Here is a 14,059-nt window from a genome sequence, read left to right as displayed (position 1 = left end):
ACCATTAATTAATTTCTTGCAACGTTTTTTGGAGCTATAGAAGGCGTAGCGAACACTCCTAATGCTTCCAGCTTACAAGCGCAGACTTTAAATTCAGGGATTTTAGAAACCGGATCCAGTGTGCCTGGAGTAAATTGGTTAGCCGACTTTTTACCAGGCCAGTGATAGGGAAGAAAAATAGTATCCGTACGGATCGTCTCGACAATATTAGCAGGAAAATCTGCAGAGCCTCTACGCGTGCTGACCCTTACCATCTCATCTTGCCTAATACCAAACTGTTGTGCAAGCTGAGGGTGAATCTCAATCTTTGGTTCGGGAAACGAATCGACCAGCTTACCAATTCTACGTGTCTGGGTGCCGCTCAAATATTGCGAAACCACCCTTCCTGTGGTCATCACAACCGGATACTCTTTATCCGTAACCTCTCCTGGCTCACGGTATGGTGCGGCGTTAAAATGAGCCTTTCCATCCGGAGTACAATATTTCTTATCTTCCCAAAGTCTTTTAGTACCTGGATGATCGAGAGTAGGACAAGGCCAGAAAATCCCCATATTGTCATCAATCTTTTTGTATGTGATCCCGAAATAATCTGCCGTTCCCCCTTTAGAAGCAACCCGCAGTTCATTGAAAATATCTTCGCTTGTTTCGTAGTTAAATTTATCACCCTGACCAAGACGCCTTGCCAGCTCAAGAATAATGGAAGTATCCGGACGCGCTTCTCCAGGACAATCCACAGCCTTCCTGATCCTGATTACACGACCTTCAGCTGAAGTCACCGTACCCTCTTCCTCTTCATGAAGCGAGCCAGGGAAAACGATATCAGCATGATGAGCCGTTTCACACATAAAGAAATCAATACATGCATAGAACTCGAGCTTTTCAAAAGCCTCGCGCACATAATTATTGTTTGGAAGCGATACCAACGGATTAAAACATATCGATATCAAACCCTTCACCTCACCTCTGTGAATTGCTTCAATCAATTCCCATGCGGTAAGACCCTTTCCCGGCATATCCTTTTCATCAATTCCCCAAACGCCCGATATATACTTACGATGTTCCGGATTCGTAATATCCCGGTTTCCTGGCAGCTGATCACATTTATGACCATGCTCTCGTCCCCCCTGTCCATTTCCCTGACCCGTAATAGTTCCATAACCACAATACGGTTTTCCAATTCTTCCAGTAGCCAGCACCAGGTTGATGCAACCCACCACATTATCAACCCCCTTAGAATGATGTTCAATTCCCCTCGCATGCAACAGGAAACTCGTACTCGCCTTCCCCCACCACTGGGATGCCAGCTCAATCTTCGCCTTCTCAATCCCTGTAACCTCTTCCGCCCATTCCAATGTATAATCTTTAACCGCATCAAGAGTTTCCTGAAAGCCGCTCGTATGATTATCAATAAAATCATGATCCAGCATATCATGATCGGCCAGATATTTTAACATGGCACCATATAAGGCAGAATCAGTTCCCGGACGAATAGGCAAATGAAGGTCAGCCGTACGAGCCAAAGGAATCATCCTGGGATCCACTACAATTAATTTGGCCCCATAATCCCGTGCCCTCCAAATCCAGTGCGTAAGCGTTGGAAACGTTTCACTCACATTGGCACCACTGATCAAAATCACCTCTGCCCGTTCCAAATCTTCGAAGGTATTGGATATGCGATCCAGTCCAAAAGCTTTCTTATTCCCTGCCCCTGCACTTACCATACAAAGCCTTCCGTTATAATCCAGGTTAGCGGTTTTCAACGCAACACGGGCAAATTTCCCTATCAAATAACTTTTTTCATTGCTCAACGAAACACCAGATAACATAGCAAATGCATCATTACCATACTTTTCCTGTATGCGCTTAATCTCCGAAACCGTCTTCTCCATAGATGCATCCCAGGAAACCTGCTTAAATCCAACACCTTCTTCCCTTTGCAAAGGATGCATCAGGCGATCAGGATGATTGTTTTGCAAATAACGTTCCACCCCCTTCGGGCAAAGTCTGCCCTGGTTGTAAGGAAACTCCATCCATGGCTCAAATCCCACCACTCTATTATCCTTAACTAATAATTTCATTCCACACTGCATGCCACAGAAGCAGCAATGCGTTTTCACCTCTCTATCCGGTTCATCTCTTCCGGCATACCCCTCACGGGGAGGATAATTTAAATGTGGTCCAAATTGTTCTATTAGTTTCTCTTCTGAAACAGGAAGTTTAGCCATAAAAGCGATATAATCTTAAGTTAAAGTACTTTAGCCGAAAAGCTTACCTCCGTTTTCCAGACGCGCTTTCAGATGTGCCATTGCCAGTCGGGAGCGCTTTCCTTCGGGACTCAGATCTAAATGAGATGTTCCATCCTCTAACGTAAAGTCGAACCCTAGTTCTTTAGTCACCACTTTCAGATCATCAATATGCATCTGAGTGGCAAATTCTTTACCTGTATGCGGACATACAGCCATACCCCGTTTAATTCCCTCCCTTTTGTAAATATGTGCACCCAGCTGTGCCGGACGTTGTATGATATGAAAGAACTTACCAAATGGAATCCAGATCAGGAACATGATCACAGTGATAGCATGCGTAACTGCCATGAAATCGTAAGCAAAACCTTTCATGAATTCATAACTGTAGGTCAATCCCAAACCAGTAATGGATATTGCCAGCAGAAGTACCAGGGGAAGAAGGTCACCTTCAAAAGACTGTGTAGCGATAAGACCCGGTTGAGTAAGCCGCCTCCGCATAAAAATCAACACGCCAATGATGACCATCCATGATGACCAGTTCAGCGCATGAAAAACCGTAAAGGCGATAAATGAACCGAGTTCGAATTCAAATATCTTGAAGCCAAAGAAGTGAGCTTCATATAAGCGGATCGATTCAGGATCAATACTGGTAGCAGGGTTCATGGTAAAGTGAATCCAGCCGAACGTTAAAGGGAAAGTAATTGCAAAGGCAAGCGTGCAACCAAAGGCCATTAGAAAGTGGCCTATCCATCTGCTTCGGCCACGAGGGTAAATGAATTTTTGAAATCCGATGTTCAGAATAAAGTCTTTAATAAAAAAAACCAGGTGCGAAAAGAATTTGCGGTTATATATAAGTTCTAAAGATCGCCGGAAATACATTCTAGTCGGAGGACGCTGCAACCATACGGAATATCGGTACACCACCCCAAAAAAAGCGAAAACAGTACCAAAAAGATAGGCAATAAGTGCAGGATCAAAATTTTGAAGTTTCCTGGAGCCATAAAAAACCAATGCAATTGTAATAAGTGATACTACAATAGCATTAGTAAGTGCTTTTTTATTTAGTGAAAATACCATAGGTAGTAAAGTATTAAGCGCAGATAAAAATACATATATATACTTTAAAATTATAATATAAATTTGATATTAAGTAATTATATTGTTCTAAATTTCAAATGGTTGTAACGATTTTGATTTTTGTATTTTAAACTAAATAGCTTTGAACTTAAGGGATATAAATATTTAAATAAAACGAAAATTGTATAAAGCAATGAAAAATACTGATCATTTTCTTAACCGTTATAATAAGCATATTCAAACAACAGGATTTGGAGTTCCGGGACAAACAGCTCTTGCCCATTCCAAAATACTGGTAGTTGGGGCTGGAGAATTAGCCTCTCCGGTAATATCCTACCTCAGTTCCATGGGAATCGGCACAATTGGTATTGCTTCAACGGAAATAATTGCATTGGAAGATCTGCCAGCAACCCCTCTTTATTTCAGTAATCAGGTGGGAAAGCTTAAAGCAGAATCCGCATCCCGTCAAATAAAAGAAATCAATCCTGAAGTAAATGTAATCGTGCATGAAAAGGCATTAAGCAGTGGTAATATCATCTCCGTGATTTCAAACTACGACGTAGTGGTCGATACAGGTAATCAAAATAAACAAAGTTTATTGATAAACGACGCTTGTGTAATCACAGGAAAGCCAATGGTGTTTGGAGCACTATTTGCCTCATCCGGATATATCAGCGTATTTAATTATAAAAAGAACGCAACTTACAGGTGTTTGGTTCAGTTAAAGGACATATGGCAGCTTTTAAAAGAGGAAAAGAAACAAGGCCTTTCTACATTTGCTGGTATTACCGGTTGCTGGATGGCCAATGAAACCATTAAGATTGTAGGCGAAATTGGTGATGTAGCCAGTAATAAGTTACTCATCTTTAATTATATGAGTAACCAGCTTAAATCCGTCAACATTGCTGCAATACCAGAAAATCTGGAAATAAAGTCCCTTTATCAGTTTAATGAGCCTGAATTATCAACAGAAACTGAAGCAGATCCCATACTTTCTATAAACTCTAAAATGTTGACTCTCAAAATCAAATACAAGGAAGCTTTACAATTAATTGATATCAGGAATATTCCTAATCATGGAAATAAAGATGATAAGACTATCTTGAGTTTACCGAACAGACAGATATTTAACCAATTGCACCTAGTCCACCAGGATATACCTGTGATTTTATTATCCGAAGATGGCGTAAGCGCTAAGAAAGTTGCAGTAGAACTCAATAAGGCGCATGGATTCGGAAATATTTATTATCTTGAAAATGGAACGGAAGCATGGAATATGGAATAGAAAAATAAGCAACAAATCTACCCGAGCTCATTTTGAACACAAACAACTGCATTTTGGACACAACCGTACTTTCAAAACTTCAGACATTTGAACTTCACAATCAAATAGAAGATGAAGTATAAAATTTTAGGAGAAACAGGTTTAAAAGTTTCAACGCTTTGCCTGGGAACGATGAACTATGGAGGAAAAGGTTTTTTTGGTTATATGGGTAATCTGGATCAAAATGCCGTTGACGAACAAATTAAAACCGTTATAGCAGCAGGCGTTAACTTTATTGACACTGCAAACATTTATTCCGAAGGACAGTCCGAAATTATGATAGGTAAGGCGATCAAAAACCTATCTATTAATAGAGACGATTTGGTATTAGCAACCAAAGTCAGGGGTTCAATGGGGAAAAGTGAAAATGATCGAGGACTATCCAAAAAGCATATCATTCAACAAGTTGAAGCCAGTTTAAAAAGACTTGATACTGATTACATCGACCTTTATCAAATCCACACAGCAGACCCTTTAACCCCTATTGAAGAAACAATAAAAACCCTAAATGATTTAGTGCGAAGCGGAAAAATCAGATATTTTGGTGCAAGCAATATTTCAGCCTGGCAGCTGATGAAAGGTTTAGCATATTCACAATACAATCATTTAGACAAGTTTGCATCCCTTCAAGCCAACTACTCATTAGACGTAAGAGATGCCGAACGCGAAATTGTACCCTTATTACAAGACCAAAAAGTGGGTATGATGATTTGGAGCCCTTTAAGTGGAGGTTTACTTACTGGTAAGTACAAAAGAGACGGGAATAAAGAAGAAGGCAGGCTTAATAATTTTCCATTTCCACCTTTTCACGAAGAAAGAGCCTATGATGTTCTAGATGTACTTGCACCCATGGCAGAGCATAAACAAGTTTCCATTTCTCAGTTGGCATTAGCATGGTTATTACATCAGCCTGTTGTGAGTAGTGTAATTATTGGTGCAACTAAAATTCAGCAGCTTCAAGACAATTTAAAATCCGTTGATGTTATATTTACGCAAGAGGAATTGAATCAGCTGAACGAAGTAAGTAAATTACCCGTTGAATATCCTACCAATGTAATTGAAGCAATGACATCAGATAGAAGTTCAGGAGTAGATTTCTTGAATGCTTAGATAATTATTTTAAATGAAAAACACAGCGCAAAATATAAAGAAGATAAGCTCCATGAAAGAATTACATTCTTTCATGGGTTTGCCAAGTCCATTAAATCCTTTGATAACCCTGATTGACCATTCAGAAACAACACCTCAAAGTCAATCTACAAATCAAAATTTAATGTTAGATTTCTACAATATCTCCATCAAGAGAAGTTTCAAAGGGAAATTAAAATATGGCAAAAAGCTCTATGATTTTGACGATGGAACAATGTCTTTTATAGCACCAAACCAAATAATCAGCATAGATAGTGAAGAAGAAAGAAATAAAGATGGTTGGTCACTATTATTTCATCCTGATCTAATCAGGCAATATCCACTAGGTAAGGCAATTAAAAATTACGGATATTTCTCTTACGCAGTAAACGAAGCACTGCATCTTTCAGACGAAGAAGAAAAAACAATTGAAGTAATCGTACAAAGCATTAAAAAAGAGATTAATTCAAGATTAGATAATTTCAGTCAGGACGTTATCGTATCGAACCTGGAACTGCTTTTAAGTTATTGCAACCGTTATTATAGCAGGCAGTTTATTACCAGGAAAATGGCGACTAACGACTTGCTAACCAACTTTGAAAGAGCCTTAAACAGCTATTTTCATGACAATTCAAACTTGGGGCTACCATCTGTTCAAAAATTAGCAACTGAACTAAATGTTTCTTCTTCCTATTTAGGCGATATGCTCCGAAGTTTTACAGGGCAAAATACGCAACAACATATACACGAAAAATTGATTGAAAGAGCGAAAGAAATTTTAACGACCACCAACCTAACAGTAAGTGAAATTGCTTACCAGTTGGGTTTTGAGTACACTCAATCTTTCAGTAAACTATTTAAAACTAAAACCACTTTCACACCAATGGAATACAGAAACAGCTACAACTAGTATACCCAGCTGTTGAATTTTCCCAACGAATACCTGCCTTTATTTAGAGCACACATATCATGAATGTTAGTTAGCAGTTCCATTAAAAATATTTGTATTTAAAACAACCATTTTGCCAGATGGTTATATAGATCATCTTCTAAATGAAAAACGAATATAGTTATGAAAAACGAAACTGGTACCGAACCAAAGTTCACTACCAAAACATCACCAAAAGCTGAACCGGCATTACAAGAATTGTTCCTGGACAGCATTATGGATATTTACTGGGCAGAAAATCACCTGGTAAAGAACTTACCCAAAATGATCGATGCTGCAACATCAAATAAACTTAAAACAGCCATAACCGATCATTTAGCACAAACCAAAACGCATGTAAGCCGTCTGGAACAAGTATTCGAGTTGTTAGGTGAAAAAGTCCTGGCTAAAAAGTGTGATGCGATGGAAGGTCTCGCGAAAGAAGGCGAAGGCATTGTTGAAAGTACAGAATCCGGAACAGCAACCCGTGACGTAGGTATAATACTTGCCTCGCAGAAAATAGAACATTATGAAATTGCTACTTATGGCGGTTTAACTCAACTTGCGAAAACATTAGGTCATGATGATGTAGCTGAAGTGCTGTATCAAACGCTTACTGAAGAAAAAGCGGCAGACCAGTTATTAACCGATGTTGCTGAAAGTGACATTAATTTCAAAGCTTCAGAAGAAGCGTAAAATTTAATCATAATGGCAAATAAAAAAGTTACTGATAAAGGTGTTGACGCTACGGGCGATACCAAGAATTTGGATAAAGGCGTACAACCCGTTAATCTTAAAACAGAAAACCTGGCTCCACATACTGCAGATGCTACAGGCGAATTGATGACCACCAACACTGGTTTGAAAATTAATGACGATCAAAATTCTTTAAAAGCAGGTGATCGTGGCCCAACATTACTAGAGGATTTCATCCTACGCGAAAAGATAACGCATTTTGACCACGAGCGCATCCCGGAACGTGTTGTACATGCACGCGGATCAGGTGCACACGGTATTTTTAAAGTTTACGAATCTTTGGCGCCTATAACCAAAGCGCTTTTCCTAAACGATACCGAAACAGAAACACCAGTATTTGTGCGTTTTTCTACTGTTGCAGGCTCAAGAGGCTCTACCGATCTAGCCCGCGATGTACGTGGTTTTGCAGTAAGGTTTTATACTCAGGAAGGTAATTTTGACCTTGTAGGTAATAACATTCCGGTTTTCTTTATACAGGATGCTATAAAGTTTCCTGATCTGGTACATGCTGTAAAGCCAGAACCTGATAATGAAATACCACAGGCAGCATCAGCACATGATACCTTTTGGGATTTTATATCACTAACCCCAGAATCTGCCCACATGATTATGTGGGTGATGAGTGATCGGGCTATACCACGCAGTTACCGTATGATGGAAGGCTTTGGTGTTCACACCTTTCGATTGGTGAATGCCGATGGTGTAAGCTGTTTTGTTAAATTTCATTGGAAACCCTTACTTGGCGTGCATGCTGTGGCTTGGGATGAAGCTCAGAATATTTCAGGTAAAGATTCTGATTTTCACCGCAGGGACTTATGGGATGCAATTGACAGCGGTTCATTTCCTGAATGGGAACTAGGCGTACAGATTGTGCCAGAAGAGGACGAATTTAAATTTGAATTTGACCTGCTTGATCCAACCAAAATTATTCCTGAAGAGCTGGTACCGGTACAACGGGTAGGTAAAATGACACTTAACCGTAACCCTGATAATTTCTTTGCCGAAACAGAGCAAATAGCTTTTCACTTAGGTCATATCGTACCCGGTATTGATTTCAGTAATGATCCGCTATTACAAGGGCGATTGTTTTCTTATACAGATACGCAACTGACACGCTTAGGAGGTCCAAACTTTCAGGAGATTCCTATTAACAGGCCCGTTGTGCCGGTTCATAATAACCAGCGCGACGGCTTTATGCGACAAACTATTAACAAAGGAAAAACTAGCTATAGCCCAAATGCGATCGGTAATAATGACCCACGTCAGGCTACAGCAGCCGAAGGCGGGTTTGTGACTTACCCAGAAAGAATCTCTGCCAGCAAGGTTAGGGCGAGAAGTAAAAGCTTTTTGGACCATTTCAGTCAGGCACGATTGTTCCTAAACAGCCAGTCTGAGCCCGAAAAAAATCACCTTACCGATGCTTTATGCTTTGAGTTGGGTAAAGTAAAAACTGTAGCTATACGTCAGCGCATGCTGGTATTTTTAGCGCAGATAGATAAAGGCCTCGCTGCCGAAGTAGCTTATGCTCTCGGTTTGCATATTCCAGAAAAGCTGGATAACGAATTGAATCAAAATATTCCTGCAGATGCTGATCCAGCCGATTACGCCTCACTCCAGGTAGAAGGCTCTTTAGCTAAATCCGATGCTTTAAGCATGGTTAATACGATTAAAGACAGCATCCAAACCCGAAAAGTGGCTATACTTGTTGCAGATGGTGTAGATGAAAAATCTTTGAGTGCCGTCAAAGCTGCAATTGAAGCTGCTGGAGGTGTAACTGAAATTATTGCACCTCGTTTAGGCTTTCTAACATCGGCGAATGATGAAAAGATTCATGTAGATCAGAGCCTGCTTGGTGCAGCATCAGTATTATTTGATGCAGTGTATGTACCGGGCGGACTAAACAGTGTAGCTACATTGGAAGCTGATGCGGATGCCGCGCATTTTCTTAATGAAGCATTTAAACACTGCAAAGCTATAGCTGCTGATGAGCAAGCATTACAGGTTATAGATGCCACTTATTTTAGCAAGAAAATGGACAACGATGAAGGTGTAATCATAAGTGCTGACGCTGAAAAACTGGCAACAGAATTTATAAACGCCATCAAACAGCATCGCTTCTGGGAAAGAGAAAAACCAAGAAAAATTCCGGCTTAACATTCTTGAACAATTACAACAAAAAGGGTCCTGCAAATAAATATCGCAGGACCCTTTTTGTTGTAATAATCTCAATAATTATTGCAAAATCTGAATAGCTTCTACGTTATTTTGTTGAACAGCCAGGTCAACCACTGTTAAACCCCTTACATCGCGAATGTGTTTATCCGCGCCTGATGCAAGCAAAAGCTTAACCAGGTCATTACGACCAAACATAGCAGCAAACATCAACGCTGTGCCGCCATTACCATGTTGCAAATTTAAATTAGCGCTATGACTGATTAACAGTTCGGCAATATCTTTATACCCTTTAAAGGCAACACCCATTAGTGCAGTATTACCCCCCAAGTCAGTTGCATCCACATCAACGCCAGCCTCAAGCAATAACTTTGCGGCTTCATATTGATGGTTGTAGCATGCGATAATTAAAGGCGTAAATCCCTTTTCATCTTTGGTGTTTAAATCAGCACCTTGCTTAATTAATTCTTGTAAAACAGGAACTTCTCCTTTGCGTGCTGCTGGAATAACCAGGTCGTTTATTGGGATCATGATTAATCTATTATTTCTGCTTGATAAATCAATTACGAAGTCATTTGTTTTAGCATGTCTGCAATAAATTAACATTATATCTGTGGGCCATGAAGAATATAGCGAGGATGAAAATCTAATGATTGGAGAAATCAAACATCAGGACGTTTCCCAAAATTCAGATGCCAGAACTTTTGCAAATGTTCCATATCTGCCGTGGTGCCATAACCTGTTTGCTTGAGCAGCCACTGATGGATTAAACCCTTATCATTCAGTTTACCGATATCAATTATGGTACGGGAGGAATGCTTCAAGGTAGAAAATACATGGTGACAAAGAAGCAGTAATTTCCGCGCAGAGAGCCTGATTGGCTTGGGACTAGCAAAATAATACATAGCCTGCATTATGGATAACTTGGAAAGGGCACTAACTTTCGGCGGAATACTGAACACTGATGAAATTGCACTTATTTCCAGCAATTTTAATGCGAAAGTATTCAAGTCAGGCGAGCAAGGACAATGATTTCCTGCATTTTGGTACAGCCAAAGAACGTTACGACCAATTCGTTAAGCGCTACCCTGATCTGGCGCTTAGTGTCCCATTGCAATGTATTGCCTCCTATCTCCGCATTACGCCACAATCATTTAGCCGAATCCGTAAAGAGGCTGTTAGATGATATGGTCTAAGCAATCGAAAATGCTTTTATGTTCTCCAGCTCTTTTGACTTTTCGTTCAACTCGTTTTCAAGGTCATAATCATCTTGTAACCCTAGCCAGAATTTAGCAGAATTACTAAAGAAAACACTTAATCGTAGTGCAGTATCTGCTGTGATTCTTCTATTCCCCTTAATAATTTCTGAAACACGTGTTTGAGGAATATTTGTTTCTTTAGCTAAGCGGTAAGCTGTAATATTTAGAGGTATCAAAAATTCTTCATTCAATATTTCACCAGGATGAATGTTAGGTAGCTTTTCCATGATAATATACTTATTAGTGGTAATCAATTATTTCTACATCGCTTGCATTTCCGTCAAACCATTTAAAAATTATTCTCCATTGGTCATTTATTCGAATGCTATAATAATCTTTTAAGTCACCTTTTTTCTTTTCTAGTTTGTTAGAAGGAGGAATTGTTAGATCTTGAATATTTTGTGAGTTACTAATCATACGTAATTTTCTCCTACCTATGGTTTGAATCTCCATTGGCAGCTTTGCTACCCTAATTCCGTTCCATATTTTTTCTGTTTCCTTAGATCCAAAAGAAAGTATCATACTTTTGCTATACGTTACTAACGTTAAAGGTAAGTAAAATATGTTATAATATCAACAATTAATAAACCACAAATATTTTACTCCTTTTATTTGGCTCTAATTAACCGAATATGCCACATAACTTTTCTTAATGTAAAGAAACTATTACTAACAGGTATCTCCGGTTTTCTTGGTATCCAAATGGCCATTCAACTTTTGAATATAGGTTACTCTTTTACAGGCACCTTGAGGGTGTAGTCGGTAAGTAATAGTGGTTCTTCACCAATTTTGATGCACTTAACAATTCTTTCAAAAATCCACCTAAATATTTGATATTCAGTAAAATAACACCAATAAAAGGTTGCTTTATCAGTTCTTTTTTCGTACCCTAAGGCATTGATAGTCAAATGTTTTAAGGGTAAATCCATCCAAAATTTTTAACTTAAAAATAGTATGTTTATTTTATGGTGACCGGAAAATTAAGATATACCGTTCCGAAATACAGGATACAACAATACGTTTATTTGCAAAAAAAGCAGGAACCCGCTCTAAGTGCCCGAGTTGTATGAAAAGCAGTGGCAGTGTGCGTTCCTCCTATGTAAGAGCACTCGCGGACCTGCCCTTGGCGGCAAATGAGGTTCTTGTCATGCTTGAGGTACGCCGCTTTGCTTGCAATAATCCAGCTTGTGAAAAGCGGATATTTTCAGAAAGGTGCAATAATTTGACCGAGCCCTATTCCAGACGAACGATCAGGGCTTCAGAATATTTAAAGAAGTTCCTTATTGAGATATCATCCAATAAAGGCGCTTATTTTTCCAAAATAATGAATATACCTGTCAGTAATAATACCTGCCTTAGGATGGTCAAATCCATGAGAATGCCAACAAATGACAAACTGAACTGCATCGGTATAGACGATTGGGCAAAGAGAAAGGGAATAAATTATGGTACAATTATCGTTAATGCAGATACAGGACGCCCCATAGATCTTTTGGATAGCAGAGATTCTAATGATGTTGTGGAATGGCTGTCCAATCATAAAGAAATAAAATACGTAACCAGAGACAGATCCACGGCTTATGCCAGTGCCATCAAGAAAGCTATCCCGGAGGCAAAGCAGATAGCAGATAGATTCCATTTGGTAAAAAATCTAAGTGATGCTGTTCAAGAGGAAATCAGACAAGAGTATAGCTATTTAAGACAGGTTTCTAAAAACATTTATGCGGGCAATGAATCAAAGAAGTCAAAAATAAAACCCGGTGAAGTAATTTTGGATGCCCAATATGATGCTAGCCGTAGCGTTGAGCAGGAGATCTCTTCAACCATGATGGTGAAAAGGGAAAAACTTGTTCAGATTACCAAAATGAAAAAAAATGGACACAGCATCTCTGAAATCGCTAGAAAAACACAAGCGACCTGGATCACGGTAAAAAGATACCTAGCACACGGAATACCGTCGACAAGCAGGAGTACGCAAGTCAATTATAATAGATATATGGCAGAAATCAAACACATGTGCAGTTTGGAAATCAATCAATCCGCCATGTATAGATCCTTAAGAGACATAGGGTTAAAATGTTGTGAGCGATCCTTTACCAGATGGTTTAACTTGAATTTCCGGGATTATAAACATAAATGGAATAGGACGTATCCAGAACCATTAAAAGTCAGCAAAGCTGATATTATGAATAATTTTATTCCTTCGCCTAAAAAGCTATCAATTTTTGTAACCAATCCTGAATATGGAGTTGCAAAAGATACAGGAGAATGCTCAAAGGAAAAAGAAGTTGTTGATAATCTCATAAAAGAGGTTCCGCTTTTATTCAGTTTGCGCAAGTTTCACATAGACTTTAGAAATATTTTAAAGGGTGGGTGCCCCAATCAGTTAGATATCTGGATTGAAAATGTCCAATCAATTGGCCGAAAAAGAATGGATAGTTTTTGTGAGGGTTTAAAAAAGGATATTATGGCCATTAAGAATGCAATAATATATAACTGGACCAACGGACTGGTAGAGGGAAATGTAAATAGGTTAAAAAATAAAAAACGGGAAATGTATGGCAGATGTGGTTTTGAGCTGCTTAGGAGAAAAGTCTGTCTCTCACAAACTGGATAGTGCATCAAAATTGGCGAAGAACCGTAATAGTGCAACAAAATCGGTAAATAATTATTACTTACCGATTACAAGGGGTCTTACTTATCGTCAGGTGCAAGCTATTTCAATTCAGTACGGTGCGATTAAGGGAGGTTAAGAATACTAATAGTAAGTGAGCTTTCATAAATTTCAATTCCAGTACGGTGCGATTAAAGGCATTTATTCATATGATCATAACTAAATGTCCAGAGTGATTTCAATTCCAGTAAGGTGCGATTAAGGGTATCGAAATGGTACCTGACCACGCACTCGGTGTAACTATTTCAATTCCAGTACGGTGCGATTAAGGGATAGATTACCTTTACGTTGAGGAATCAGCTCGTATATTTCAATTCCAGTACGGTGCGATTAAGGGTCAACAGGAGCAACAGCATCAGCATTGCCAGTACTATTTCAATTCCAGTACGGTGCGATTAAGGGGATCATCTTGCCGCGATGAAGGAGCTATTTAACGGAAGTCCAGTGAACAAAATTCTTGTACCTTCTAATATATTTCAATTCCAGTACGGTGCG

Annotated in this window: 13 protein-coding genes and 1 CRISPR repeat array (1 of these 14 cut by a window edge); of the genes, 7 read left to right on the top strand and 6 right to left on the bottom strand. The window is 39.2% G+C overall.

What is annotated here, in order from left to right:
- Nucleotides 1-8: 8 nt before the first annotated feature.
- Nucleotides 9-2,225: a molybdopterin oxidoreductase family protein gene (locus tag BFL47_RS03390; RefSeq protein WP_069658398.1), complete on the bottom strand. Its 2,217-nt coding sequence runs from the start codon at nucleotides 2,223-2,225 to the stop codon at nucleotides 9-11.
- A gap of 30 nt (nucleotides 2,226-2,255) precedes the next feature.
- Nucleotides 2,256-3,323, bottom strand: a complete 1,068-nt coding sequence (locus BFL47_RS03385) for an MFS transporter (protein ID WP_069658397.1) — start codon at nucleotides 3,321-3,323, stop codon at nucleotides 2,256-2,258.
- A 193-nt stretch (nucleotides 3,324-3,516) separates the two neighbouring features.
- On the opposite strand from BFL47_RS03385, the gene BFL47_RS03380 reads away from it, so the two are divergent.
- The 5 genes from BFL47_RS03380 (at nucleotide 3,517) to BFL47_RS03360 (ending at nucleotide 9,613) form a co-directional block, all read left to right on the top strand.
- On the top strand, nucleotides 3,517-4,608 hold the full coding sequence (locus BFL47_RS03380; RefSeq protein ID WP_069658396.1) for a HesA/MoeB/ThiF family protein: 1,092 nt from the start codon (nucleotides 3,517-3,519) through the stop codon (nucleotides 4,606-4,608).
- A gap of 111 nt (nucleotides 4,609-4,719) precedes the next feature.
- Entirely contained in the window at nucleotides 4,720-5,757 is a 1,038-nt protein-coding gene (locus tag BFL47_RS03375; protein WP_069658395.1) for an aldo/keto reductase, read from the top strand.
- A gap of 52 nt (nucleotides 5,758-5,809) precedes the next feature.
- Nucleotides 5,810-6,685 (top strand): helix-turn-helix domain-containing protein, encoded by an 876-nt coding sequence (locus tag BFL47_RS03370; RefSeq protein ID WP_245681290.1) that lies wholly within the window; start codon nucleotides 5,810-5,812, stop codon nucleotides 6,683-6,685.
- 162 nt (nucleotides 6,686-6,847) lie between these two features.
- Nucleotides 6,848-7,399, top strand: a complete 552-nt coding sequence (locus tag BFL47_RS03365; RefSeq protein WP_069658393.1) for a YciE/YciF ferroxidase family protein — start codon at nucleotides 6,848-6,850, stop codon at nucleotides 7,397-7,399.
- A 12-nt stretch (nucleotides 7,400-7,411) separates the two neighbouring features.
- On the top strand, nucleotides 7,412-9,613 hold the full coding sequence (locus BFL47_RS03360) for a catalase (protein ID WP_069658392.1): 2,202 nt from the start codon (nucleotides 7,412-7,414) through the stop codon (nucleotides 9,611-9,613).
- Between the two features lie 78 nt (nucleotides 9,614-9,691).
- Here BFL47_RS03360 and BFL47_RS03355 read toward each other — a convergent pair whose 3' ends face one another.
- Together BFL47_RS03355 and BFL47_RS20165 are read right to left on the bottom strand one after the other, a co-directional pair.
- Nucleotides 9,692-10,162, bottom strand: a complete 471-nt coding sequence (locus BFL47_RS03355; RefSeq protein WP_069658391.1) for an ankyrin repeat domain-containing protein — start codon at nucleotides 10,160-10,162, stop codon at nucleotides 9,692-9,694.
- A 131-nt stretch (nucleotides 10,163-10,293) separates the two neighbouring features.
- Entirely contained in the window at nucleotides 10,294-10,593 is a 300-nt protein-coding gene (locus tag BFL47_RS20165; RefSeq protein ID WP_245681289.1) for a hypothetical protein, read from the bottom strand.
- A gap of 2 nt (nucleotides 10,594-10,595) precedes the next feature.
- Here BFL47_RS20165 and BFL47_RS19505 point away from each other — a divergent pair, with 2 nt between their 5' ends.
- The gene (locus BFL47_RS19505; protein WP_170827259.1) at nucleotides 10,596-10,817 is read left to right on the top strand and encodes a cyclic nucleotide-binding domain-containing protein; all 222 of its coding nucleotides are present in this window, start codon (nucleotides 10,596-10,598) and stop codon (nucleotides 10,815-10,817) included.
- 6 nt (nucleotides 10,818-10,823) lie between these two features.
- On the opposite strand, the gene BFL47_RS03345 is transcribed toward BFL47_RS19505, so the two are convergent.
- Nucleotides 10,824-11,117 carry a HigA family addiction module antitoxin gene (locus BFL47_RS03345; RefSeq protein ID WP_069658494.1) on the bottom strand — a complete coding sequence of 98 codons (294 nt, stop codon included), beginning with the start codon at nucleotides 11,115-11,117 and terminating at the stop codon, nucleotides 10,824-10,826.
- Nucleotides 11,118-11,130: 13 nt separating this feature from the next.
- Nucleotides 11,131-11,412 carry a type II toxin-antitoxin system RelE/ParE family toxin gene (locus tag BFL47_RS03340; protein ID WP_069658389.1) on the bottom strand — a complete coding sequence of 94 codons (282 nt, stop codon included), beginning with the start codon at nucleotides 11,410-11,412 and terminating at the stop codon, nucleotides 11,131-11,133.
- A 412-nt stretch (nucleotides 11,413-11,824) separates the two neighbouring features.
- On the opposite strand from BFL47_RS03340, the gene BFL47_RS03330 reads away from it, so the two are divergent.
- The gene (locus BFL47_RS03330; protein WP_317042926.1) at nucleotides 11,825-13,507 is read left to right on the top strand and encodes an ISL3 family transposase; all 1,683 of its coding nucleotides are present in this window, start codon (nucleotides 11,825-11,827) and stop codon (nucleotides 13,505-13,507) included.
- Nucleotides 13,508-13,606: 99 nt separating this feature from the next.
- A CRISPR array of direct repeats spans nucleotides 13,607-14,059; the repeat unit is 30 nt; unit sequence ATTTCAATTCCAGTACGGTGCGATTAAGGG (it continues 743 nt past the right edge of the window).

Source organism: Arcticibacter eurypsychrophilus, from assembly GCF_001730525.1.
Taxonomy (GTDB): Bacteria; Bacteroidota; Bacteroidia; order Sphingobacteriales; family Sphingobacteriaceae; genus Arcticibacter; species Arcticibacter eurypsychrophilus.
The sequence above is the reverse complement of the archived record's forward strand: the minus strand, read 5'-3'. Positions and strand labels throughout refer to the sequence as shown.

Excerpts from the sequence above, each read along its gene's own strand:
- BFL47_RS03390 (WP_069658398.1), bottom strand. The coding sequence starts at position 2,225 with ATGGCTAAACTTCCTGTTTCAGAAGAGAAACTAATAGAACAATTTGGA.
- BFL47_RS03385 (WP_069658397.1), bottom strand. The coding sequence starts at position 3,323 with ATGGTATTTTCACTAAATAAAAAAGCACTTACTAATGCTATTGTAGTA.
- BFL47_RS03380 (WP_069658396.1), top strand. The coding sequence starts at position 3,517 with ATGAAAAATACTGATCATTTTCTTAACCGTTATAATAAGCATATTCAA.
- BFL47_RS03375 (WP_069658395.1), top strand. The coding sequence starts at position 4,720 with ATGAAGTATAAAATTTTAGGAGAAACAGGTTTAAAAGTTTCAACGCTT.
- BFL47_RS03370 (WP_245681290.1), top strand. The coding sequence starts at position 5,810 with ATGAAAGAATTACATTCTTTCATGGGTTTGCCAAGTCCATTAAATCCT.
- BFL47_RS03365 (WP_069658393.1), top strand. The coding sequence starts at position 6,848 with ATGAAAAACGAAACTGGTACCGAACCAAAGTTCACTACCAAAACATCA.
- BFL47_RS03360 (WP_069658392.1), top strand. The coding sequence starts at position 7,412 with ATGGCAAATAAAAAAGTTACTGATAAAGGTGTTGACGCTACGGGCGAT.
- BFL47_RS03355 (WP_069658391.1), bottom strand. The coding sequence starts at position 10,162 with ATGATCCCAATAAACGACCTGGTTATTCCAGCAGCACGCAAAGGAGAA.
- BFL47_RS19505 (WP_170827259.1), top strand. The coding sequence starts at position 10,596 with ATGAAATTGCACTTATTTCCAGCAATTTTAATGCGAAAGTATTCAAGT.
- BFL47_RS03345 (WP_069658494.1), bottom strand. The coding sequence starts at position 11,117 with ATGGAAAAGCTACCTAACATTCATCCTGGTGAAATATTGAATGAAGAA.
- BFL47_RS03340 (WP_069658389.1), bottom strand. The coding sequence starts at position 11,412 with ATGATACTTTCTTTTGGATCTAAGGAAACAGAAAAAATATGGAACGGA.